Source organism: Agrobacterium sp. rho-8.1 (genome assembly GCF_033957725.1).
Classification (GTDB): domain Bacteria; phylum Pseudomonadota; class Alphaproteobacteria; order Rhizobiales; family Rhizobiaceae; genus Agrobacterium.
Window position 1 is genome coordinate 163534 of record NZ_CP192790.1, and the last position, 22423, is coordinate 185956.

Consider the following 22423-nt stretch of genomic DNA (forward strand, 5'->3'; position numbering starts at 1 on the left):
CTTGATTGTGTCTCGAGATATTGCCTTCCGATATCCGTCTGGCTTGCGTCGAACGGTATCCGAGTTGTGGTTCTTGACACCTATTGCCAATCTTTCATTCCAGCGATAAAGAGGAGTCATCCTCCGTTTATGTGATACGGAGAATTACTCCGTTTTTCAAGAGGCTTATTTTGACCGCAAACGATATCGGCACACGCAAGCCGCGCGCAGACGCCGAGCGTAACAGGTTACGTCTGATGGCGATCGCAAAAGTGGCTTTCGCCGACAAGGGAACGTCGGCGAGCCTTGATGACATAGCCCGCGCTGCAGGCGTCGGGATCGCCACGTTATATCGACACTTCCCATCACGCGAAGCGCTGATCGGACAGCTTTACGAAAATGAGGGTGAACAGCTTGCCAACGCGGCCACGCGTCTGTCTCAGGCCGAGCCACCGCTGGAAGCCATCCGGCAATGGCTGATGATGTTCATCGATTATCTTTCAACGAAGCAGATCATGGCAGAAGTCCTCAGCCTACTTGGCCCCGGTGCGGATCGGATCTGCGCAGTGTCGGGCGACAAGTTAATCGAAGCGATGGGCCGGCTTCTCACCAATGCCAAGCTGAAAGGGGACGTGTGCCGAGACGTGGAACCACTTGACCTGTTGATGGCGATCGGTGGCGCCTCAAACCTTAACCACGCGCCGAATTGGGAGAAAGGTGCTGTCAGGCTTGTCGACATCATCATTGCGGGTTTGACACAGCGGTCAGATGCAGCCGCTCTTTAAAAATTCAACATCGAATGGCCGAAACGGCCAAAGTCTCAAGAAGGAAATAACGCCTATGAAGAGCATCCGATTCCATGACTATGGTGGTGTTGAAGAAATCCGCGTTGATCACGTCGAGCCTCTCCATGCGGGTTCTGGAGAAGTGCTGATCGATGTTGCGGGGGCTGGAGTTAACCCGGTCGATTACAAAGTACGCAGCGGAATCGCCAGGGAGGTGCTAACCCTCAGCCTCCCTTACACGTTAGGATGTGACTTTTCTGGAACTATAAGGGCTGTGGGCGAAGGTGTTAGTGAAACCCGCATCGGCGAGCGTGTGATGGGAATGGTCAGCGTTGTGCGAGGGGGCGCTTATGCAGAGCAGATTGTCGTGAGAGCGGAGGAAGCCGCGCCTGTTCCCGATGGGCTCGACCTGGTAAAAGCGGCAATGCTTCCGATGGGCGTCATGACGGGATACGACCTGATCGAGATTGGATTGAATGTCAGATCCGGCGAAAGGGTGATCGTAACGGGCGCTGCGGGAAGTGTCGGACGCGCGGCCGTCTATGCCGCCGCGTCAAGAGGAGCCGAAGTTGTTGCAGTCGTTCGCGCTCAGCCACCAGTCCCGATTTCTGGTGCAGCAGCCACCATCGTCTTGCCAAATGAAAACGCGATTACGCAAGCAGGTCCATTTGACTGCGTTGCAGACACCGTTGGTGGCGAGCTTGCCGAATCTTTTATTGCCCATCTTCGGTCTGGCGGCAGGTTCTGCACAGTCGTGGCGCCGGTGCCGGGTGCACCAGACAACAGCACAATATCGATCGGTTATGTGATCGTCAGCGCCGATTCCGCAAAAATATCTCGGTTTGCCAATGCACTGGCTTCGGGGGAAGCAAATTTGCCAGAGCCGCAATTACTTTCACTCGACCGGGCTGCAGAAGCCCATGGGTTGTTGGAATCTGGTGGGCTTCGTTCGAAGCTTATCCTCATTCCTTAAACGTTGATCGTTACGGAGGGTTCTCTCATCGATGCGTGAAAGTCGCTCTTGGTTTGGTAACGAGAAATAGGATGCATTTTAAGCGCTCATGGTTGGGCAGGCAGAGGACCTCGGCCCAACCATGAGCCGTCTTTCGAAGTCGGCCTTAAGCAATCGAAGCCTGATTGTTTCTCGTGTCCTTCTCGCGCGAAAATGCGTCGGCAACATCTAACTGAGTTTGTTTGTTTTGAGCGGCAGACTTCAAATCACTCGGATCAGAAGTTCCATAATAAAGGTTATGCGATTTTGTTATAATATAACGTCGGATTGATGTGATGCTGTCTCCTATTCATAAAGCCTGCCTGCTTTGGATGTCGCATGGCAAAAATGTGACTGACATCAGTCGGCTTGCCGGTCGACCGGTGGCAGAAATTGAGTTACATTTATCGGACGCGTGTGCTTCTCTCGGCGCAGTTTCACTTTCCGATGCCATTGAGAAGGCAAAGCTGTCGCCCGAAGTTCCCAAGGACCAAGGCAGGGTTAGTCCAAAGACGCCCAGTCCGATCGACGCCGAGGTCGGTGCGCGTATCCGCTCACAGCGTCGAGCACTCGGGCTCTCTCAAGGAAAACTCGCTGAAGCCCTTGGCATAACATTCCAGCAAGTGCAAAAATACGAGAAGGGCACGAATCGAGTTGGTGCGAGCCGCCTTCAAAATCTCGCAAACGTACTTCGTGTTCCGGTTGGGTATTTTTTTTATGGATATGCAAGGCAAACGGCGGGGTCAGAGACCCGCACGCTCCTTGACGCGCACCGCGACCTCGCCGCATTTCTTGAATCGGTTGAAGGTAGAGAGCTGAATGCCGCGTTTTCAAAGATAGAGTCTTCAGTTGTCCGCAAGCGTGTTGTCGTTTTGGTCAAAACAATCGCATCCTCCTTTCCGGGGGAGACCTCTGAAACGAAATAGCGTCGCCCTTCCCGCTCAGGCATTGATGAGGCAGCCAGCGGCGGTATAACGTTGAGAACTGTGCCATGATCGATACCGCACGTCTTTCAGCTTCGCTGACCCTGCTGCAGTCTGTTGACCATGCCGTTCAGGTGGAAAACGTTTTGCGGCAGATCTGTAGGCTATTTAGCCTCAAGCACATGACATTCCTGGTCGTTAGTGCAGGAACCGCATCGACGCGATACCCCTACTGCTGCACCACATACCCTGAACTTTGGGCGGCAACCTATGTTGAAGGGAATTTCTTCAACATAGACCCGGTTATTAATATATTGAGATGGAGTAGGCTGCCAGTTGATTGGTCGGCGCTGGACTCGGGAAGCTCCCGCGAATTTTTTCAATATGCTCGTCTAAACGACGTAGGCTCTCATGGAATGACTATACCTCTACGGGGTCCTCAAGGGGAACGCTGTTTGTTTTCAGTCTCGTCGGATCGTTCTCGCGCCGATTGGTCCTTGCTAAAAACCAATAGCACGCATGAGCTCTTCATCATTTCCCATTTGCTCCATGAAAAAGTGCTTTCGACACTCGATCTTGCAAGTAAGCGGACTTGGCGGGCGCTCTCGCCGCGAGAAAGGCAATGTCTCGAGCATATTGCCGCCGGGCTCATTCCGAAACAGATCGCTGCAAAACTCTCTATTTCCGAAAGTGCGGTGCGGCTCTATCTGCGCTCTGCGCGCCGAAAGCTTGATTCAAAGACAAGTCATCAGGCTGTGGCGAGGGCGAGCTCCTGCGAGATGATCGATCTCTAGCCATGGCCAGAGTGCAAATTCCTGGAGCCTTCGGGTCAATCTGACGAATTCGATAGATTGCTACATAGTCCATTGGGTCCGATCATAGCGTGGGACAAAGTAGACGTCGCGATGCCGTGTTCCGGGCAATCCAAAAGAGTGTCTTGCCACGCGAACGGAAAGGAACGTTTCATGGTTGCCATGCATGTTATCGAGCAGTGGAAAAATGCACCGCGGCTGACTTCACTTGCAGAATTTTTCGAGCGGACAGCAAGCGGATTGGGAGGTGCTCCTGATCGTGCTGTGCCAACCGTCGACCTGGGTCTCCTGGATTTCGATCTCGAATGTTCCGTATTTTCCGACACGCATCGGAGCTTATGGGGCCCGTTTGACAAACACTATTTCGCAAGCATCCCCTATCGGTTGGAAGAGGAATGTCGGATCGGATCGTCACTTCTAGCGTCCGGCCTACGAAACTGGGCCAAGACGCGAGCGCCGACTAACATCTATACCCTTGGCACCGGCACGGGCTGCCTTGCCAGGACGCTTGCAACGCTCGGGGGTGGGCGGATCAAGACCCTTTGCTGCAGCCCCACCGATGCCAATCGAGCAGCGTTCTACGCAAATCGCGGCAGCCAGCATGCGCATTTTTTTCACGGGCCTTTTTTCGATCTGGACGGCGACCATTACGCAGCCGATCCGCATCTGGAGCAATTCCGCGAGGGTTTCGACATCTTGTTAGAAGATACGACCTTCCAGATGTACGATCGTGACCGGGTCAGCCAGCTTGATTTCATCACACCGCGCGTGCGGCCCGGTGGTCTTCTTATTCAGATACAGAAGCTTGCTCACGGCGATGCCGAAATCTACCAGGGTCGCGAACGGCAGAAGGATGATTTGTTTAAATCCCGCTACTTCTCGCCGACGAAAATCTCGGACAAAAGAGATGAAGTCCTCGATACGATGGACAACCTTCAGGTCGACCTGGAGACGACCGCCGCCGCGCTCGGCACCTTCTTTCGCTATTCGGTCGTGATATGGAACAGTGGAAATTTCTACTCGATCATTTCGTCCAATTCACGCCAGGCAATCCTTGAATTCATGTCCCTCATGATTGAGCCTGCAATTCCCCCGGCCTATTGTCATCATGCACTGCCTCTTGTGTTAAACGAATCCGAATCGCAGCCGCTTGCAACCGCCCTGAAATGGCGGTCTCCTCATCCGATGACGGAGGCCCTGCCCCGACGTTTCGCCTCATAAAGGTGAGGGCTTCATGTCTGCGACATCTTCTCGCCACTCCAGTCCCAATGACATTCGCCGCGCGTTGACAATCCTGATGCCGTCGATCGATCCATATTGGGACATGCCGCTGAAGAACTACGCCGCCGCGGCTTACGATCTTTCCAGGCAAACGACTTCAAGTGTTGCTCGAGACCACGCGATACGACTCGTGCAAGCCATGGTCGAGCGTGTTGCGCGAAAGGCCGGCTTCGACCCGGATGATGCCAGAAGCGCCGGCCTTGAATTGACCACCTCCCCTGTCCTGCAGGCGGGTCCACACTGTTTTTTGCTTTTTGAGCCAGACGCTTTTTATACCCACCTCTTCAGCCTGATGGGATTACAGTCGAGTGGTCGACGCTGGCATATCACCTATGCAGGTTCGACCATGTCTTTCAAGGAGTCCGCCAAAAAAGGGCCAGGATGGCTCCGGATGGAGGGTGAAGCACTCAACCTGTTCGGATTGCCTAGAAGCCGAATGGATGGGCGCAGCATCTGTTGCTTCGATGGCCCGTACCAATTTGCGCTTTCGAATTCCGCGGGTACCAAAGTGCCGAATGGCGCGTCCAAGCGTTTATTGGCTGAATTGCCCCCTGCCCTGTTTCCTTCGGCAGCCGAAGCGATCAAGGCCGCTAATTACGCGCTCTGGAGCTCATATCTCGGCAATTCAGAGAACCTGCTTCAAATCGATGACTTCGACGTTGCAGACCTCATCGCCGATCATCTGGACGATCCAACCTCGTGGCTGTCCGAGTTTTTTAATGCGGAAGCAAACAAGCCACTTTTGCCGGACGCGATTGATCGGCTCAACGCTGGACCTTGGCGCGGGTGGGTGCGCAGGACAACTGACTATTTCTGGTACGTCGGGCCCGAACGGGTGCTGCCAGTGGTGCTCGATGGCGGACATCTTAGGGGTGCGGCATCTTCGGACGTCATGGTGAAATTCGCTCCTGATAGCATCGCCAGCGCAATACGAGACCGTAAGCTCCTCCCTACCCTCTTCCTGGCGTTCCTTGTCCTATCGATTCTCCCCGGCATCAGAGCGCTTGGTGGGTGTCGGCAGCCGGTTTACTTGCCAGTTCTGAGATACCTTGCCGCGCTATGTGTCGAACGAACTGGCGATGGTGATTTTCTCGACGATCTACGGCAGGATGATCACCCAGGGATGTGGGGACATCGGGTGTTGCGGCCCAGCGCCGGCGATCCATTCCGTGACATCAATGGCTCTGGAGGTATTTCAACGCTCCTCGAAACCTATGGTGCGGTGCCACTATTCGAAGCAACCGGTGATCTGACGAGTTTTACTGGAGATAATCTCTGGGCAGAGATGAGCAAGCATCTTGCTTCTGGAAAGATCAAGTTCTCGTCGGCTGAGTGGAAATGGTCGGGCGTGTAGTCGGAGGCGGCGATGCGTCCCCCCGGTTGCGGGCGCACAGGAGGCCTTAGAACGCGACTAAGTTCGCCGCACAAGTCCGACGGATCATGCGAAAACTCTTTTGACGAATGATTTCCTGCACGGTCCAGTGCTGGATCTCTGCGGCAAGTCGCACATCCCGAGAAGGCGCGACTTGACGCCTCTTCGCCCCAGTCCGGCTTGGTAGCGCTGCCGCATTTCTGACGATCAGGAGCAAATCTGAGAAACAAGCCGAGCACCGCAGATCATGAAACTTGTTTGTAATGAAAAATTCAATTACTATATTGATCTGGTCAGCGAAAGGAAAATCCTATGACGTCCCTAGCTGTAACAATGAAAGGGCAGGTCACGCTGAAGCGAGATCTCCTGCAGCATCTCGGTATCAAGCCGGGTGAGCGGATCGACTTCGACAAGCTACCGGGTGGTGAGCTTCGGGTGAAGGCCGCAAAACCTGTCGGCACCATTGATAGCTTCATTGGCAGGCACGCGTCCAAAGTCAAGAAGCCGATGTCGATTGAGGAAATGAACGAGTTTGCCGCCTCTGGGTGGGCGGGCGAGGAATGAAAATTTCGGTCGATACCAACGTGTTGGCTCGCGCTGTCTTGCAGGACGATGAAGAACAAGGCCGCACCGCAAGTCAACTCTTGAGAGAGGCTTCGCTGATCGCCGTTTCGTTGCCCTGCCTGTGCGAGTTGGTTTGGATATTGCGTCGGGGCGCGAAACTGTCGAAGGAAGACGTAGCGGTCACGATCCGCGATTTGCTGGATGCAGGAAATGTCGTGATGAACAGACCCGCTGTTGAAGCGGGGCTTGCGATCCTCGAAGCGGGCGGCGATTTTGCGGACGGCATCATGGCCTATGAAGGCAATTGGCTCGGCGGCGAAACCTTCGTCTCGTTCGATAAACAGGCGGTCGAATTGGTGATGCAGCAAGGGCAGGCCGCACAACTGGTTTCCTGATTTGCATCGGTGAATTCGATCTTTTTCCGCGTTGGCTTTTTCGCAGCTTCGTGCTGATGAGGCCAACTTGTGGAAACGCAGATCCTAAGGCCATTGCAAGCCAGCTTAACGATGACAACCTCTCAGAACTATGAGAGGAATTTTCGAGTTTAACGAGGGAATTGAACAGTGACCACAACAAACGAAATTGCAGACAAGATCGCCGCCGATCACAGTCTCACCAAAGCGCAGGCCAAAACGATCGTTGAGGCCGTGATATCCTCGATTAGCGAAGCAGCCGTTGCCGGAAACGAAACAAGCTTGCCCGGCTTCGGCAAGTTTAAAGTTAAAGCAACGCCGGAGCGCGAGGCTCGAAATCCTGCGACTGGCGCGACGATTAAGGTCGCTTCCGCCAGGAAACTGGCCTTCACGCCAGCCAAGGCGTTGAAGGATGCAATGAACAAGTAAGTCCGGGCAAACGTTGTCCATGAAGGTAGCCCGATCTCCTGTGAGGTCGGGCTTTTGCTTTAAGGCTGCACGGCCAACTCTTCGGAGACCCCTCACCCAAGGCTTGGTCCTTCTAGGCAACCAAAGGTCGTCTCAATTCAGGTTTTACGGGTTCTTGAACCGTACGCCGACACCACCACCGTTGATCGGTATGAACTCAATTTCGGCGTCCTCAAAGGCTTTACGAATCTTGTCACGGGTGCCCTCTCTGAGTTCGTCACCCCTCTCCAGTCGCACAATTGTTTGCGTGGAGACCTCCGCCGCCTTTGCGAGATCAATCACGCCCCAACCTAGCGCTGTGCGGGCCATTTTGCACTGAATTGCGTTCATATCACCATACGATGGTGATTTCGGTTGATTGTCATGGCTTGGTCCTGTACACCTGATTTGTCACTTAGCGGTCAAGTAAGGTGTTAGAGCACCCTACTTGACCTGACCAAACCCTAGCTGTCTGGAGCTCGGATCATGGCTGATTCTGAGAATAGCAGAACTTTGCCCGCAATCACGTGTAGAAACCCTCTACAGACCGCGGAATGGTTCCTGTCCAACAATTTTTCTGACCAAGAGCGCTGGGCGCCGACCATACGCGATGATGTCCTGACGAAATGGCATGCCTGGAAACGTGCTTTTCACGAACTTGCCGATCTTGGACGCGTTCATCAGAAGGTCGAAAGCCAATTGATGGCGCTGGCACGAGCGCCGCAGGTGGAAGTTGTCTTGCCGGATAGCGCCGAGCCTTTCATAGCTTACTCAATCAACGAAATTCAGGACCGGTTAAAAGGAGATGCGTTTGCCGCAGCCCGAGCAAAGGCTGAAGAAGATTTGCTCACCAGACGCCGGCATTGGGAGGCAGCAAAGCAATCTGTCGGCTACAGTCGGGCAAAGCGGGCCGAGGACGAAGCTTCGCTCGTTGAGGAGCGTTTGGCGGAAGAACTCCTGCAAACACCTGCCATGACCACAGTTGCAGCGGCTGCAAAACTTCACTGTATTTTGGAGCGTGGTTCCCCTCGCCCGGACAGTGACGAGTTTCCTTGGCATCAGATGAGGTCAGTACTGATCGACGTTCTCGCAATGCATGGCGTGTTCTCAATGGAGTGCCATGCCTAATAAGTCTCAACGCTGAACCACTTTTCTTTGCGGTTGAACCTATAACCCGCCATCTTGGTGCTACCGCACACTTCCATCCATCGCTGATTTTCGAACATTCGTGAAAATTTTTCAGATTTTCCACTTTTCATGATCAACGCGGTGTGCAATGTAGAGTATACAACGACAGAGCATACAATTCAATTACAGCGATATCTGACCTGAGGCGTATGACATGTGCCGCGGGAAGGATGACGTGCGCAGTAAAAACTCACTGCCAAGAATGAAGTTGAAGAAATCAAAAGAAGGGAACGACCTAATGCAATTTATGGAAGGATTCCGCCCGCCTCTCTTGGCTTTGGCAATCGCGACGGTTACCTCCGCCGCACTTGTCGGGACGACCGCCGCTTTGGCGGAGGAACTACGGGTCGGCACGCAGCTTAAACTGATGACTCTCGATCCCCACTATGCGGATCTCAATGAAAACAACGCGTTGCTGGCTCATATGTACGAGCGCCTGGTTCGGCAGGATGAGCACCTCAATCCCCAGCCGGCCCTCGCTGTATCATGGAAGCGCCTGTCCCCAACCCAGTGGGAGTTCAAACTGCGCGACGGCGTTCGTTTCCATGATGGCTTGGCCTTTACCGCTCAGGACGTCATTTATTCGATCGAGCGCGTACGTGATTTCCTGAAGCCTCCAAGTGGTGGGTTCCAAGGCTACACCAAGCCGATCAAGTCCGTAACCGCACCGGATCCAATGACCGTCGTCATTGAAACGAATGGAGAGGCACCCACCCTTCCCTTGCAGATGACCACGTTGTTCGTCCTCCCGCATAAGGCGAACGGTTTTGCCACCACCGAGGAACTGAATGCAGGTGCGCAGCCCAATGGAACAGGCCCCTATAAATTCAGGGGTTGGCAGTCCGGCGAACGTCTGACGCTGTCGAGCAATCCCGATTACTGGGGCGGTGCTCCTGCATGGTCCGATGTCACATTCCGCGTTATCGAGAGCCCCGCTGCGCGCGTGGCTGCGCTCACGACCGGTGATGTTGATCTTGCAGACTTTATTCCGGCACGAGATGTCGAGGGTCTCAAGGCACGCAAGATCGAAATCGACAGTGCAGCCGCGTCCCGGTCGAATTTCCTGCAGTTCGATATCGGAAGCGATCAGCCTCGGGGTGTAACGAGCAAGGACGGAAAGCCTATCGGTAATCCCTTCCGCGACAAGCACGTTCGTCAGGCGCTGACAATGGCGACGGATCGGTCATTTATCACCGATCGGATCCTGTCCGGCTACGGCACTGCCGCTGCACAGCTTTTCCCACCCGGCCTGGCGGGAACGTCGGAAAGGCTCAAAGTCGTGCCGCCTGACTATGTCGGGGCCAAGGCTCTCTTGACAGAGGCCGGATATCCGGACGGCTTCAATGTCGTGCTGGCAGGTCCCGGTGGCCGTTATCCCGGCGATGCGGAGTCGCTCCAGTCGATTGTCCAGAACTGGGCTCGTGTCGGTGTAACGGTCCAGCCTGTCGTCTCACCCTTCTCCGTTTTCATGACGAAGCGGTCTAACGGCGAGTACCCGGTCTGGTATGGCGGTTGCTCCGGTGAGGCGGTCACACTTTGCCTCGACGGCGTTCTTGCATCGTCAGATGCAGCACGCGGCACAGGATCTCTCAATTACGGCCACTATGAAAACAAGGCCTTCGACGAGATGTTGGCCAAAGCAAAGGCGATGGAAGAAGGGCCGGGTCGTCACGAGGCTCTGGCACGCGCGACGGAATTCGTGATGAGCGACTATCCGATCATTCCGCTTTACCACTACCACCTGATCGTCGGGCATGGGCCGAAAGTCGGTGCCTACACCGTGCATCCGCGTGGCTGGACGACGGCCATGCAAGCCGCCTCACGGACAGAGTGAGGGCAGCGCACATGGTATCGACAATCATTGGAAGGCTGTCACAAGCCTTTCTTCTCCTCCTCGTCATGTCGCTCATTGGCTTCATCGGCATCCATAGTGTCGGCAATCCGGTCTTCAATCTCGTCAACATCGAGACTGCGACTCCCGAGGACATCAGAAATGCGACCATCGCGCTGGGACTGGATCGGCCTGTCTGGCATCAGTATCTCCTGTTTATCGGAAACGTTTTGAGCGGCAATTTCGGGACATCCTATATCTATCACCTCCCGGCGTTCGAACTGGTGATGAGCAAGTTGCCCGCAACCCTTGAGCTGGCAATCGTCGCGATGTCGATTGCAGCGCCCGGCGGAGTGCTTCTGGGATTGCTTGCAGGCCGGCGCAAAGGAAAGCCAATCGACCGTGCGATCCTCCACGGAAGCGTCGTTGCTCTGAGCGTTCCATCCTTCTGGCTGAGCATGATGCTCATTCTGGTTGGTGCCATTCTGACGGGCTGGTTCCCGTCCGGTGGCCGCGGCTCCACAGCCGCTTTGTTCGGCGCGGAGTGGAGTTTCTTGACGTTCGATGGTCTTTGGAAGCTGACATTACCAGCACTTGCGCTCGCGCTCCCCAACATCGCTTTGATCGCAAGGCTAACGCGGTCCGGAACGATCGAAGTCGAGACACAGGATTTCACGCGGTTTTGCCAAGCGAAGGGCCTGTCGTCCCGACGGATCATGTTCAGACACACCCTACCAAATATCAGCGTTCCGATCGTGACGATCATTGGCATGCAGTTTGGCGGGATGCTGGCCTTTGCCGTCGTGGTCGAGTCCATATTCAACTGGCCGGGTGTTGGAAAACTATTGATCGACTCGATCCAGCTTCTCGACCGGCCAGTCGTCATGGCCACCCTCACTTTCATCTCGATCGCTTTCGTCGGGCTCAACGCGCTCGTTGACCTCTTTTACGTCGTGCTCGATCCGCGCACACGCCGCAGCGCATGAAAGGGAACCCCATGAAAACTGACACGTTGCGCGCTTTGTGGAAGCGTCCCGTTCTATCCCGTATCAGCTTCCCGCTGGCGTTCCTCGCCGCTTATATTCTACTGGCGCTTGCGGCATCGCTTATCGCACCTCAAAACCCCTATGACCCTTTGCAGATTTTCGCATGGGAGTCGTCTTCACCTCCAGGAACCGCCAGCAGTGTTGGTTACACCTATCTTCTGGGGACAGACGGGCTCGGCCGCGACATTTTCAGCACCGTGCTTTACGGATTGCAGATCAGCCTGTTCGTCGCCGTTGCCAGCACGGCTCTTGCGGCCTTAATTGGAGTAACCGCGGGCGTCACCGCGGCATATTCCAACCGGTGGATCGATGCGCTCATCATGCGGGTTGTCGATCTGCAACTCAGTCTTCCAACAATCCTTGTCGCGCTGATCGCCATCGTGACCCTCGGGCCCGGCATCGATCGCATCATTCTTGCGTTGGTCATCGTTCAATGGGCGACCTATGCACGCGTCACACGCGCTGTGGCGATGACCGAAGCGAGCAAATCTTATCTGGATGCTGCGCGCCTTTTACGCCTGTCTCCGCCCCGGATCGTGCTGCGTCATCTTCTCCCGAACAGCATTGCGCCGGCAATTACACTGATCCCGATCGAGCTCGGCCATGCGGTCGCCCTTGAAGCCACACTGTCATTCCTGGGCCTTGGTGTTCCCATCGACAAACCCTCCCTGGGCTTGGCCGTTGCGAATGGATTTCAATATCTCCTCACCGGCCAATACTGGATCAGCCTTTTCCCGGGGCTGGCGCTGTTCGGTCTTATCGCAAGCATCAATTTCGTCGGCGAAGACATGCGCCGGCGGCTCGATCCAAGGAGCCGATGAATGGAACAGCACCAGAAACAATCTCCCCTGCTCGTGGTCGGCAATCTTACCTTGAAGCATCAACGGGCCGACACCTCGACGACAATCCTGCGGGACGTCTCTTTCGAGCTTCGTGCAGGCGAAATACTCGGGCTCATAGGTGAATCCGGCGCAGGCAAATCGACGCTCGGCAATGCCGTGCTTGGTTTGCTCGCGCCTGGTTTCAGCCAGACCGGAGGTCGAATTCTTTTTCGGGGACGAGCCTTCGATGAAATGAGTGACAAGGACAGAATGATGGTCAGAGGACGCCGGATTTCGGCGATATTTCAGGATCACACGGCCTCACTCGACCCTTTGATGTGCGTCGGTTCGCAGATTGTCGAAACGATCCAGGCTCTGGATCGTGGCCTCACCGCTCGACAGGCCAAAGCCCACGCGCTTGACCTCATGAAGCGTGTGGGGATCCAGGATCCGGCGGGCCGATACAGTCAGTATCCGCACCAGTTCTCTGGCGGACAGCGCCAAAGAATCGTCATCGCGATCGCATTGGCTGGCAAGCCGGACATTATCGTTGCGGACGAACCAACCTCTGCTCTCGATGCGACCGTCCAGAAACAGATCCTCGCCCTGTTGCGAAAACTGACGGATGAGACAAAGGTCTCTATCATTCTTGTCACGCATGACATGGGCGTGATCTCGGAGATCGCAGACAGGGTCGTCGTCATGCGCCACGGCAAGGTTGTTGAACAGGGCATGACATCTTCGATTCTCGACGCGCCAGTCGAACCTTACACCCGCGATCTCCTCGCCGCTGTTCCGCGCTTGCGCCTTTCGGGCGTCCACCAGTCGCATGGCGCGGAGTCCGCTGGAGACGGCCCAACCGGACTGGTTGGTCCTCGCTCCGTCCTGTCAGTCAAAGGCGTGACCAAGTCATTCGCTCGCCGCAGCCTACCATGGCCCCGAAGCGGTCAGCAATCATTTGCGCTCCAGGACGTGACCATCGAGATCAAGCGCGGTGCCATTACCGGGATCGTCGGAGAAAGCGGCAGTGGCAAGAGCACGATCGGACGTATTGTCGCGGGTCTTGAGACAGCCAATCAGGGAACACTCGAAATCGATGGTGCAGGTTTCGATATTTCCCGATCAGGTCGCAAAAGTGGTCTGTTGGGGCAGGTTCAGATGATATTCCAGGACCCCGCAATGTCACTCAATCCTCGCATCTCGATCGGCTCCGCGCTTGAGGAAAGCGTTCGATCCGGCGACCGCGGATCCACCTCACATGCTCACGAAGTCGGCGAGCTCATGGATCGGCTGGGCTTGCCGAGAATCCTATTGAAGAGTTTTCCGCATCAATTGTCCGGTGGCCAGAAGCAGCGGGTCTGCATCGCACGCGCCCTTCTCGCAAGACCCAGCATTATCGTTGCTGACGAGCCGACCTCGGCGCTCGACGTCTCGGTTCAAGCCGAGATCGTCACCCTTCTCAAGGAAACCGTTCGCGAGCGCGGGTTGTCGATGCTGTTCATCTCTCACGACCTGGCCCTCGTTCAGGACCTCTGCCATGCGATCTATATTTTCAAGGATGGCATCGTGGAAGATTCCGGCCTCACGGATTTCATATTCTCCCAGTCGGACAATCCCTACACGCGGCGGCTCATTGACGCCCGCCCCTTGCGGTTCACGCACTGACCCCAGACCGGCCGGACCTCGAATTCGAGTTCTGTGCCAACCAAAACTTCACTCCTTTCCATCATGCAGGAACACATGACATGACGAACGCCTTCACGGTTGCAGTAACCGGCCAGTCGCTGATCAAACACGACATTCGCACCTTCGACACGCCTGGCTTCGAGGCCGTGCGCAAGACACTCAACACATCGGACTTTGCATTCACAAATTTCGAGAGCACGATCTTCGGCAGCCATGGCGGATGGCCGATGAAGGGCTCGTTTTTTGGCAGCAGCCAACCCGTCGTCCTCGATACTCTCCAGTCGCTCGGGTTCCATGGACTATCCCTGTCGAACAACCATGCGTACGATCTCGGCTCGCCCGGCATCCTTTCGACGCTCGAGGAGGTCGAAAGGCGCGGCTTTCTCCATGCCGGTATCGGTCGCAACCGCACGGCTGCGGCACGATCCGGGCTTGGGTCCGTCGCTGGTCGAAAGATCGCGTTGGTCGCCATGGATGGTGGGCCGGGGCCTGATTTTATGTACGCAGCAGATGCAGCTCCGGGCCGACCCGAGCGACCCGGCATCAACCGACTCAAACTGACGCAGATCATCGACGTGGACACGCAGGCATTCGAACAACTCGCGGCGATCAGGGACAAAGTCGGCTACACCAGTATGGATCTCGGCAATGACAGTCAGCCAGACGACAAGCCAATGGTCGACGACCTCTCGGAGATCGCACTTGCTCGTGGGCTTTTCAGACGCTCGGAGACGTTCGGCCGGAATGTGAAAATCGATCCGGACGACCTGGCCAGAAATCTTGCCGCGATCACCGCTGCTGCCACCGGCGATTGCCTTGTCGTGGCTTATCTCCACCATCATCATTGGGCGTCCGACTGGTATCAGGTTCCGGGATGGGTCGGTTCTGTAGCCAGACAGTGCATAGATGCGGGTGCCAACATGTTCGTCAGCCACGGCGCTCCCGTTCTGCAGCCGCTGGAGATTTACCAGGGGAAACCGATCTTCTACAGTCTTGGAAATTTCGTCTTTCACATTCGTCCGGGCAAATCCAAATGGACAGCCCGTGAGGTTTGGGAAAGCGTGATTGGCTTATGCACATTCAACGACACCGGCTCATTGAATGGAATTGCCTTTCATCCGGTAATTATAGGCGGCCCCGAAGGATTAAAGAACGAAGCGCTCGACCAGCGCCTCGCGCCTGAGGTTGCAACTGGCGAGGACGGGCAGCGGATCCTGCAGAGGTTTCAGCAACAGTGCGCGCAATTCGGCACGGCTATCAGGATTTCGGAAGATGTCGGCTATTACGACACCAACTGATGGCGAAGGGTTTACCGAGCGCCCTCGATTCACACCGGACGTAAGAGCGGCTTTCGTCGCTAGATGGCCGATCTCGCTTTCAGCAAATCGGCGGGCTCGACATCGAGGATCCGCGCGAGCGTTTCGACCATATCGATTGTCGCAGAATACTGGCATCTTTCCAGTGAACTGACATAGGTGCGGTGAATGTCCGCGCGGTGCGCGAGTTCTTCCTGCGAAAGACCTCGTCGCAAGCGAATTTCCCGGAGATTGGACGCGAAAGTTTCTCTGATACCCATGAACGGATTCATGCGTTTTGCAGCGCATTCATCTACAGAGTATACTCTTCATTTGTGGCTACGAGGTGTCTCGTACCGAGGAATGGCGTCTTCTGCTTCGCGCCAATAGGAGACATGGCTCCACATATCGGTCATGGTCATGTTTCGGCCCCATCGCGGTAACGATAGGACCGATGCTTGTCTTCGTGAGGCGTCAGTGTCCCCCCACCTTTGCGTTGGAGGTACGTGCCCCTGGTGTAAATCCGCGCACCCGCCCGGACCAAGTGATCAGAAGGGCGATGACGAGCAGAACGGTCAGTGCCCAGGGAAACGCCGTGGGTCCATACGCATCCAAAAGAACACCGCCCATGATACCGCCACCTGCGATGGCACCATTCCAGGCGACGACGTTCATCGACAGTGCAACGTCCGCACCATCACCCGCGGTGTCTGCCAAGGCGGTTTGCAAGAGCGTTGCGGCCCCGCCGAATGTCAGGCCCCAAATGGCAACGCCACCATATATGACCCAAGGTGACATCGAAACGATCCCGAAAAGCAGAGATACCAAGCCGAAGGCGGCTAGACTGGTCAGCACGGTTGCTCGCAGAAGACGGTCGACCAGCTTTCCCGCCATCCAGATGCCGACGAGCGCAGCCAAGCCAAATACCAGGAGAACAAGGTCGACCCGATCCTGCATCCCGGCCGACTGAACGAAGGGTGCGATGTAGGTGTAGAGAATGTTGTGAGCGAGCATCCATGCAACGACAACGGAAAGGACCGGTCGAACGCCGGGGGTTGAAAATACCCGAAGCAGGGGCAATCGATCGCCCTTCTTCTGGCCTGGATAGTCCGGCACTTTCATTACGACCCAGCCGATCAGGATCAACGTCAATATCGACATAATCCAAAAGGCGGTTCGCCAGCCGACCTGCGCACCAAGCCATGTCCCCATCGGCACGCCGAGCGACAGCGCGATCGGCGTTCCAACCATAGCGATCGCCATCGCCTTCCCTTGTTGGTGTGAAGGGACCATGCGTCGTGCATAGCCTGCCAAAAGGCTCCAGGCCAAACCAGCGGCAACGCCAGCAAAAAAACGTGCGACCAAGGTGAGCGTGTAGTTGGACGAAATCGCTGTAACAGAGTTGAAGATCAGAAACCCAATGATGGTGGACAGTAGGACTGTCCTGCGCCGCCAACTGGTTGTGGCAATCGTCAAAGGAATCGCCGCTAGCAGCGAACCGAGGGCGTAGACAGTCACCATCTGGCCAGCGAGGGATGGAGAAACGCCCAAACCCTCAGTGATCTGAGGCAGCAGCCCCGCGGGAAGCGTCTCTGTGAGAATGCAGATAAAGCCAGTCATCGCTAGTGCGAGTAAGCCAGCAACGGGCAATCGTTCGGTATCGTTTACAGGTTCGCAAGTTTTCATTGAGTTCGTGCACCTTGATATATGGATCGAACGATCCACATATCTGCACTAAATACGCTTGGCAAGCTGTTCTGGATCGAATAGTACAGATTTAGTTTAAGGAGGCACGATATGGCTCGAACGGGACGTCCGAGGGCGTTTGACAGGGAGAAGGCACTGAATGCCGCGATGATCCTGTTCTGGGAGCAGGGCTACGAGCCAACCTCTCTCAATCAACTGAAAGCCGCGATGGGAGACATTTCTCCGGCAAGTTTTTATGCGGCCTTCGGGTCTAAGGAAGCCCTCTTCGAAGAGGTCGTCCTGCGCTATCAGTCCTCCTACGGGCGCGTAACCGCAAGCCTGAAGGATGAGGCTCTGCCACCGCGCGAAGCTATCGAGACGGCTCTTAGGCTTTCAGCAAAGATGCAAACCGACAAAACGCACCCGCCAGGATGCTTGATGATCCTCGGGGCCAGCAACTGCGCGCCTGACAATCGTCACGTAGATAATGTGCTCGGAGCGGATCGGATGCGAAATCGTGGGGGCATCGAAACCTGCATCAGGCGTGCGGTCGATTCGGGAGAGCTTGTCAGCACTACGAATGTTCGAGGGCTATCGAACCTGTTTCATACTTTCCTGATGGGAATTGCATATGAAGCGCGGGACGGTGCTGATGGAGGCGATCTTAACGAAGCCGTCACGGCACTGATGCAGATATGGGATTTACACATAGCGGCGTGACGGCTGGCCCTAAGGTTGGCCAAAGTGGCGGTGCTGAATGACCGCGTTGGGCCAATTGCTGACTTGGCAGCTTTGTACCGATACTGTTGAAAACTTCCCTGAGCATCGGTAAGGGCGCGCCTTGCCCGGATAGTGGAGTTTTTCAACAGTGTCCGCCAATTGCGGTCAAGCTGTACCGGACTAGCGATCGCGTCGCGGAGAACCGTCGCAAGAAGGCGCACTTCTTTGGGCAGGCAGCTCTACGCAAGGAAGTTGACCTTTGCGGCCGCCTGCGCACGGATCTCTCTGCAGCCCATTCTATCTTCGATGACTTGAGCCGCGCGATAGATGCTGAGCTCGTCGAAATTCCGCCCGACGATCTGGACCGAAAGGGGCAGGCCGTTAGCACCGAAACCCGCGGGCACACTCATGGCTGGAGACCCCGTCAGGTTGAAAGCGGCATTGACGGACGGAGTCCCATTCACAAGGGAATTTCTTGTCACGTCATGGATGAGAGGTGCGACGCCAAGCGCACCGATTACCAAAAGAAGATCGACTGATGAAAAGGCCTCGGCGAGCTCTGTGGTCAGTTCCCCACGCCGGCGGCATGCCTGGAGATAATCGGGCGCAGTGAGCAAGAAGCCTGGTAAAAAGCGCTCGACCGAATACGGACCATAAAGATGGAGATTGCGCCTGAAATCGTCTTCGTGGACGGCTGCCGCCTCGCTGTACATGATGACGCGCTGAGCTGCGAAATAGTGACGCAAAGGAGACAGTCGAACGTCCACGGTGGTGGCACCAGCGCCCACGAACACTCGGGCAGCCTCTTCGAAAACGGCGACACACTCGTCTGAAAAGGAACCGGGCTCCTCTTCATGGAAGCTGCGCACAAGACCTATCCTCATGCCTCGCACGCCTAGAGCCGTAGCCTCGGTCCATGGTTGCGACGAAATGTCGACTGTAGACGAGTCGCGTGGATCATGACCTGAAAGAGCCTGGAGTGCTATCGCGTTGTCCTCGACGGACCACGTCATTGGGCCGGCGGTCTCCATAGAATAGGCTTGCGGCGTCATCCCCCGGCGGTTCACCCGACCATATGTCGGTTTCATGCCCGCGATGCCGCAATAGGCTGACGGCGCCCTTATCGATCCGCCCGTGTCCGTTCCGATCGCAAGCGGGACCGTTCCCGCAGCGACGGCTGCCGCCGACCCACTTGACGAGCCCCCGGTGAAGCGATCGAGATCCCACGGATTGCGTGCTGGCCCAAATGGCAAGCTGAAATCCGGACCACCCATGGCGAATTCCTGCGTCTCAGTCTTACCCAGCAAGACAGCGCCAGCCGCGCGCAGCCTTGCGACGACTGACGCGTCAGACGTGGCGACGTCACCCAGCGTGAGGCGGGAATTGTTGGTGGTTGGAAGGCCAGACACATCGATGATGTCTTTCACCGCATATGGGATGCCATGCAGAGGTCCTCTGTATTGACCTTCCATGATTTCAGCCTCAGCCTTGCGGGCTGCAACGCGTGCGAGATCCTCCTCGATTGTCGTGAAACAATGGAGTGTGGAATTGAGTGCCGTAGCACGTGCGAGAAAATGATTGACGACATCGACAGGTGAGACTTGTTTACGAGCAATCACTCGTGCGATCCCAGCGATCCCAAGTTCCCACAGCTCCGACATCGGTCAGACCTCGTCCGTCGATGGTCGATCGTCCGTGGTGCAGGGCCTTGGAATTGCTGGTCCATCGACACGGAACACGTGGGGGGATTCGACCCGGCGATCACGCGGTATTCGCACCAAATCCGTTAAGACCCGGAGATTTGCGTATGATGCACGGGCAGCTTCAAATTGGTCGTCGTCAAGGTTCAGGCCTGACCGTTCGATCAACACGGAAAATTCGTCACGGCCAAGCATGTCCTATCCACTCCCGCGTTTCTTCAGGCATTTCTGTGAGGTTCAAAACCCTTTCGTTCATCAGAACCGTCGGTCATCAGTAAAATGGCTTTCTCGAACCGCCGATACCTGGCGAAATTGACAGGATGACAACAGGTCGGGAGGTCAGGCCGGAATGCGAACAATCTCATCATCTCCGCTCACATAGGTCTCGTCCCTTTTCGAATGAGCACCATCAGAACTGTCTTAAGTTTAGCCCACGTCGGTACAAGACAACACGCGGCATCACCTCGTGATCGCCAGCATGAACCACGGCCAGTCCCGCTCTCTGTCGACGGCTTCCTGGCCCAGATCCGGATCTTCCACGATCAACCCGTGAAGGGTCCGCAGCTACGCTGCGGCCTCTTGGCTTTGCTTGCGAGGTGATCGCGCCCGTCTCAGGGCCTTTTCGGAGCCATCGAGCGGGAATTGGCCCGCTCCCCACTGGAGCCGATCACGATGTCGCACGATCTTTCTCTCGCACAGTCCCACGCCTTCCAACTCTCCCGTGACCTGATGGTCCCGGTCACCGTCTTTGCAGTCGACGGCGAATACGGCGTCCTACCTTCCGACGAGATCGACGACGGCGACGACCTCGAAATCGTTCACGAGTTTTTTCCCTGGGCGGCTCATTGAGCCGCCCTGCCGTTCCGGCTGCCGCTTGCGAGCGAGCGGTGGCAAGGGAAGCTACGCCGGGGCTGGTGAATCCTTTGCAGGATTCACCAATTGCCAACCCCGCCCTTGCCGCCTTTGCTCTTCGCGCCGGGCGTGAAGGGGGCCGCGAAGAGTGCGGAAAGGGAACGAACAAGGGACGATCGCCGAGCGATCGGAAAGATGATGAAGCGAAGAGATATAGAGGAAATTCGCGAACGGGTCGGGTGCGGAGCTGTTTTGGAGACGTCGGGCTTCGCGATCGATGTGAAGGAAAGTACTCGCCGGGCCGTGAAATACCGCCGCGGCGGTGAGATCGTTATCGTCACCCATGGCGGCCAGGGTTGGTTCGATCCGCGAGGCGATGACAAGGGCGACGTGTTCTCACTTCTTGCGCGCCTCGACGGAGGCGGCTTCCTGGAGGCGTTGGACCGTGTGGCCGGTCTGATCGGCTTCCAGTCTACAGAACCGGAGTGGATGGCGGCAGCGCCAGCGAAAAAAGCGACTGCGACGATCCTTGATCGATGGGTATCGCGTCGGAATCCTCGACCGTCATCCGAAACCTGGCGCTACCTGCGGTTCACGCGCTTCGTACCGGCACGGATTCTGAAGGGTGCCATCAACCAGGGTGTACTTCGTGAAGGCCCTTACGGAAGCATGTGGGCTGGCCATTTTGACGCGGACGGTAACATCTGTGGCTGGGAAGAACGCGGCCCGGACTGGCGGGGCTTTGCGACGGGCGGCGCGAAGGTACTGTTCCGGCTCGGCCCATCCGGAGCCCACCGACTTTGCGTGACGGAAGCTGCGATCGATGCGATGAGCCTCGCGGCTATCGAGGGGATACGAGAAGACACCCTCTATCTCAGCACCGGCGGTGGGTGGTCGCCGAACACTGCCGCAGCGTTAAGACAACTGGCTCGGTACCCGGATGTGCAACTTGTCGCGGCGACCGACGCCAATCGCCAGGGCGAGGCCTTTGCATATCGCCTTCGTGAAGTGGCCGATCAGGCGGGATGCGATTGGTTGCGTCTGCGACCGCCCGCGGACGACTGGAACGAGGTCCTGAAATGTCGGGAAAGGGTGAAGCAGGAAAAGGAAGGAGAAAAGAACGGCGTGCCGCATTCGCGCCCCCCGCGTCAAGGGAGGCTTCGCCCGACTGCGCCGGCCCTTGACCCGGTCGGACACGATGCCGGCGGCCCGGGAGAGGTCATGGAGGATTGAAGAGATAAGCATGGTCGTGACGACGGTGTTCTCTTCGGTCCGGACATATCCCAAGGAGCCGGAAATGAACCCCTCTGCCGCAATCCGCAAGGTTTTCCAGGGCGTGGCAACACGCCAGCAAATGTACCGCATGTTCGACCGTCATGCCCAGCGACCGGACCGATGGGATGGCGATGCTTCATCCCTTTATGCCGGTGAATGGTTCGAGATCGCCGAAGCGGAGCACGATTACATGTTCGAGATCCTCCCGCCGCTTTGGATACGCGGATCGACGTTCGCCATGCGTGAGTTCCTGACCGACTCCGTGACGTCGGTGTTCTTCAACTTGCGCATCGATGGGATCATCCGTCACTTCCATGGATATTGCGACCTGTCCGAACGTTCCATGGCCGAGCATATGCGCGTGGCCATCGTCGAGCGGGAAAGTCGTCCGGTCAGGTCGATATCCCGGCAAGAGCGACTCGAGCACATCTGGAGCAGCACGGCTGACGACTATCGCGGCTATGCGGGCGATCGATGGCCGCAAAGCGACCGGGGGCATCGCACGCTTGTCCTCTACAGTGGCAAGGAGGGCGCGTTCCTGAAACTGCTCGATGATCTGACGGACGACGAAATCTCCGCCAAGCTTCCTGTGCATTTGAGGCACCTCCCCCTCTCCATCGCCGCCTGAGCGGCACGACAGTCGTCACAACCGGTCGCGGCGAGCGGCCGAACTCTCCCACAATCGGCCCGGCCGGATTCCCATCCTCTGCGCACTTCGAGCTGCCCGCGCCGGCAGATCGCAAAATTGCGCCTTCA

Annotated in this window: 23 protein-coding genes; 19 read left to right on the forward strand and 4 right to left on the reverse strand. The window is 56.4% G+C overall.

The window, feature by feature from the left end; translation table 11 throughout:
- The first annotated feature begins 170 nt into the window (after positions 1-170).
- From RMR21_RS23480 to RMR21_RS23520, 9 genes are all read left to right on the forward strand, one after another.
- A complete protein-coding gene (locus tag RMR21_RS23480; RefSeq protein ID WP_498672017.1) occupies positions 171-764 on the forward strand; it encodes a TetR/AcrR family transcriptional regulator in 594 nt (197 codons plus the stop codon).
- Between the two features lie 55 nt (positions 765-819).
- Complete coding sequence (locus RMR21_RS23485; RefSeq protein ID WP_498672018.1) at positions 820-1737, forward strand: NADP-dependent oxidoreductase; 918 nt, start codon at positions 820-822, stop codon at positions 1735-1737.
- A 314-nt stretch (positions 1738-2051) separates the two neighbouring features.
- Positions 2052-2681: a helix-turn-helix domain-containing protein gene (locus tag RMR21_RS23490; RefSeq protein ID WP_498672020.1), complete on the forward strand. Its 630-nt coding sequence runs from the start codon at positions 2052-2054 to the stop codon at positions 2679-2681.
- Positions 2682-2746: 65 nt separating this feature from the next.
- Positions 2747-3472 carry a helix-turn-helix transcriptional regulator gene (locus tag RMR21_RS23495; protein WP_498672021.1) on the forward strand — a complete coding sequence of 242 codons (726 nt, stop codon included), beginning with the start codon at positions 2747-2749 and terminating at the stop codon, positions 3470-3472.
- Positions 3473-3643: 171 nt separating this feature from the next.
- Positions 3644-4711, forward strand: a complete 1068-nt coding sequence (locus RMR21_RS23500) for a class I SAM-dependent methyltransferase (protein ID WP_498672023.1) — start codon at positions 3644-3646, stop codon at positions 4709-4711.
- A 13-nt stretch (positions 4712-4724) separates the two neighbouring features.
- Complete coding sequence (locus tag RMR21_RS23505) at positions 4725-6125, forward strand: hypothetical protein (RefSeq protein WP_498672025.1); 1401 nt, start codon at positions 4725-4727, stop codon at positions 6123-6125.
- A 330-nt stretch (positions 6126-6455) separates the two neighbouring features.
- Positions 6456-6707, forward strand: a complete 252-nt coding sequence (locus tag RMR21_RS23510; protein WP_498672028.1) for an AbrB/MazE/SpoVT family DNA-binding domain-containing protein — start codon at positions 6456-6458, stop codon at positions 6705-6707.
- Positions 6704-7102 (forward strand): type II toxin-antitoxin system VapC family toxin, encoded by a 399-nt coding sequence (locus RMR21_RS23515; RefSeq protein ID WP_498672031.1) that lies wholly within the window; start codon positions 6704-6706, stop codon positions 7100-7102. The genes RMR21_RS23510 and RMR21_RS23515 overlap by 4 nt, the downstream gene beginning before the upstream one ends.
- 168 nt (positions 7103-7270) lie before the next feature.
- Positions 7271-7549 carry an HU family DNA-binding protein gene (locus RMR21_RS23520; RefSeq protein WP_498672032.1) on the forward strand — a complete coding sequence of 93 codons (279 nt, stop codon included), beginning with the start codon at positions 7271-7273 and terminating at the stop codon, positions 7547-7549.
- Positions 7550-7693: 144 nt separating this feature from the next.
- Here RMR21_RS23520 and RMR21_RS23525 read toward each other — a convergent pair whose 3' ends face one another.
- Positions 7694-7918 carry a helix-turn-helix domain-containing protein gene (locus tag RMR21_RS23525; RefSeq protein WP_498672034.1) on the reverse strand — a complete coding sequence of 75 codons (225 nt, stop codon included), beginning with the start codon at positions 7916-7918 and terminating at the stop codon, positions 7694-7696.
- A gap of 135 nt (positions 7919-8053) precedes the next feature.
- On the opposite strand from RMR21_RS23525, the gene RMR21_RS23530 reads away from it, so the two are divergent.
- The 6 genes from RMR21_RS23530 to RMR21_RS23555 all read left to right on the forward strand — a co-directional run bounded on the left by RMR21_RS23530 (position 8054) and on the right by RMR21_RS23555 (position 15437).
- Entirely contained in the window at positions 8054-8695 is a 642-nt protein-coding gene (locus RMR21_RS23530) for a hypothetical protein (protein ID WP_498672036.1), read from the forward strand.
- 298 nt (positions 8696-8993) lie between these two features.
- Positions 8994-10589: an ABC transporter substrate-binding protein gene (locus tag RMR21_RS23535; RefSeq protein WP_498672038.1), complete on the forward strand. Its 1596-nt coding sequence runs from the start codon at positions 8994-8996 to the stop codon at positions 10587-10589.
- Between the two features lie 11 nt (positions 10590-10600).
- Positions 10601-11572 (forward strand): ABC transporter permease, encoded by a 972-nt coding sequence (locus RMR21_RS23540; RefSeq protein ID WP_498672040.1) that lies wholly within the window; start codon positions 10601-10603, stop codon positions 11570-11572.
- Positions 11573-11583: 11 nt separating this feature from the next.
- Entirely contained in the window at positions 11584-12453 is an 870-nt protein-coding gene (locus tag RMR21_RS23545; protein ID WP_498672041.1) for an ABC transporter permease, read from the forward strand.
- On the forward strand, positions 12454-14118 hold the full coding sequence (locus RMR21_RS23550) for a dipeptide ABC transporter ATP-binding protein (protein WP_498672044.1): 1665 nt from the start codon (positions 12454-12456) through the stop codon (positions 14116-14118). It begins immediately after the preceding gene.
- An 80-nt stretch (positions 14119-14198) separates the two neighbouring features.
- On the forward strand, positions 14199-15437 hold the full coding sequence (locus RMR21_RS23555) for a CapA family protein (protein ID WP_498672046.1): 1239 nt from the start codon (positions 14199-14201) through the stop codon (positions 15435-15437).
- Between the two features lie 59 nt (positions 15438-15496).
- On the opposite strand, the gene RMR21_RS23560 is transcribed toward RMR21_RS23555, so the two are convergent.
- Together RMR21_RS23560 and RMR21_RS23565 are read right to left on the reverse strand one after the other, a co-directional pair.
- Complete coding sequence (locus RMR21_RS23560) at positions 15497-15715, reverse strand: helix-turn-helix domain-containing protein (protein ID WP_498672048.1); 219 nt, start codon at positions 15713-15715, stop codon at positions 15497-15499.
- A gap of 193 nt (positions 15716-15908) precedes the next feature.
- Positions 15909-17120 (reverse strand): MFS transporter, encoded by a 1212-nt coding sequence (locus RMR21_RS23565; RefSeq protein ID WP_498672050.1) that lies wholly within the window; start codon positions 17118-17120, stop codon positions 15909-15911.
- Positions 17121-17231: 111 nt separating this feature from the next.
- On the opposite strand from RMR21_RS23565, the gene RMR21_RS23570 reads away from it, so the two are divergent.
- Positions 17232-17840, forward strand: a complete 609-nt coding sequence (locus RMR21_RS23570; RefSeq protein WP_498672052.1) for a TetR/AcrR family transcriptional regulator — start codon at positions 17232-17234, stop codon at positions 17838-17840.
- Between the two features lie 239 nt (positions 17841-18079).
- Here RMR21_RS23570 and RMR21_RS23575 read toward each other — a convergent pair whose 3' ends face one another.
- The gene (locus RMR21_RS23575; protein ID WP_498672054.1) at positions 18080-19459 is read right to left on the reverse strand and encodes an amidase; all 1380 of its coding nucleotides are present in this window, start codon (positions 19457-19459) and stop codon (positions 18080-18082) included.
- A gap of 753 nt (positions 19460-20212) precedes the next feature.
- Here RMR21_RS23575 and RMR21_RS23580 point away from each other — a divergent pair.
- The 3 genes from RMR21_RS23580 (at position 20213) to RMR21_RS23590 (ending at position 22295) form a co-directional block, all read left to right on the forward strand.
- Positions 20213-20389, forward strand: coding sequence for a hypothetical protein (locus tag RMR21_RS23580; RefSeq protein ID WP_206591147.1), 177 nt, complete (start codon positions 20213-20215; stop codon positions 20387-20389).
- Between the two features lie 201 nt (positions 20390-20590).
- On the forward strand, positions 20591-21625 hold the full coding sequence (locus RMR21_RS23585; protein ID WP_498672272.1) for a DUF3991 and toprim domain-containing protein: 1035 nt from the start codon (positions 20591-20593) through the stop codon (positions 21623-21625).
- A gap of 64 nt (positions 21626-21689) precedes the next feature.
- Positions 21690-22295 (forward strand): DUF1419 domain-containing protein, encoded by a 606-nt coding sequence (locus tag RMR21_RS23590; protein WP_498672274.1) that lies wholly within the window; start codon positions 21690-21692, stop codon positions 22293-22295.
- The last annotated feature ends 128 nt before the right edge of the window (positions 22296-22423 follow it).

Coding starts and splice junctions, on each gene's coding strand:
- RMR21_RS23485 (WP_498672018.1), top strand. CDS start 820: ATGAAGAGCATCCGATTCCATGACTATGGTGGTGTTGAAGAAATCCGC.
- RMR21_RS23490 (WP_498672020.1), top strand. CDS start 2,052: ATGCTGTCTCCTATTCATAAAGCCTGCCTGCTTTGGATGTCGCATGGC.
- RMR21_RS23495 (WP_498672021.1), top strand. CDS start 2,747: ATGATCGATACCGCACGTCTTTCAGCTTCGCTGACCCTGCTGCAGTCT.
- RMR21_RS23500 (WP_498672023.1), top strand. CDS start 3,644: ATGGTTGCCATGCATGTTATCGAGCAGTGGAAAAATGCACCGCGGCTG.
- RMR21_RS23505 (WP_498672025.1), top strand. CDS start 4,725: ATGTCTGCGACATCTTCTCGCCACTCCAGTCCCAATGACATTCGCCGC.
- RMR21_RS23510 (WP_498672028.1), top strand. CDS start 6,456: ATGACGTCCCTAGCTGTAACAATGAAAGGGCAGGTCACGCTGAAGCGA.
- RMR21_RS23515 (WP_498672031.1), top strand. CDS start 6,704: ATGAAAATTTCGGTCGATACCAACGTGTTGGCTCGCGCTGTCTTGCAG.
- RMR21_RS23525 (WP_498672034.1), bottom strand. CDS start 7,918: ATGAACGCAATTCAGTGCAAAATGGCCCGCACAGCGCTAGGTTGGGGC.
- RMR21_RS23530 (WP_498672036.1), top strand. CDS start 8,054: ATGGCTGATTCTGAGAATAGCAGAACTTTGCCCGCAATCACGTGTAGA.
- RMR21_RS23535 (WP_498672038.1), top strand. CDS start 8,994: ATGCAATTTATGGAAGGATTCCGCCCGCCTCTCTTGGCTTTGGCAATC.
- RMR21_RS23540 (WP_498672040.1), top strand. CDS start 10,601: ATGGTATCGACAATCATTGGAAGGCTGTCACAAGCCTTTCTTCTCCTC.
- RMR21_RS23545 (WP_498672041.1), top strand. CDS start 11,584: ATGAAAACTGACACGTTGCGCGCTTTGTGGAAGCGTCCCGTTCTATCC.
- RMR21_RS23550 (WP_498672044.1), top strand. CDS start 12,454: ATGGAACAGCACCAGAAACAATCTCCCCTGCTCGTGGTCGGCAATCTT.
- RMR21_RS23555 (WP_498672046.1), top strand. CDS start 14,199: ATGACGAACGCCTTCACGGTTGCAGTAACCGGCCAGTCGCTGATCAAA.
- RMR21_RS23560 (WP_498672048.1), bottom strand. CDS start 15,715: ATGGGTATCAGAGAAACTTTCGCGTCCAATCTCCGGGAAATTCGCTTG.
- RMR21_RS23565 (WP_498672050.1), bottom strand. CDS start 17,120: ATGAAAACTTGCGAACCTGTAAACGATACCGAACGATTGCCCGTTGCT.
- RMR21_RS23570 (WP_498672052.1), top strand. CDS start 17,232: ATGGCTCGAACGGGACGTCCGAGGGCGTTTGACAGGGAGAAGGCACTG.
- RMR21_RS23580 (WP_206591147.1), top strand. CDS start 20,213: ATGTCGCACGATCTTTCTCTCGCACAGTCCCACGCCTTCCAACTCTCC.
- RMR21_RS23585 (WP_498672272.1), top strand. CDS start 20,591: ATGAAGCGAAGAGATATAGAGGAAATTCGCGAACGGGTCGGGTGCGGA.
- RMR21_RS23590 (WP_498672274.1), top strand. CDS start 21,690: ATGAACCCCTCTGCCGCAATCCGCAAGGTTTTCCAGGGCGTGGCAACA.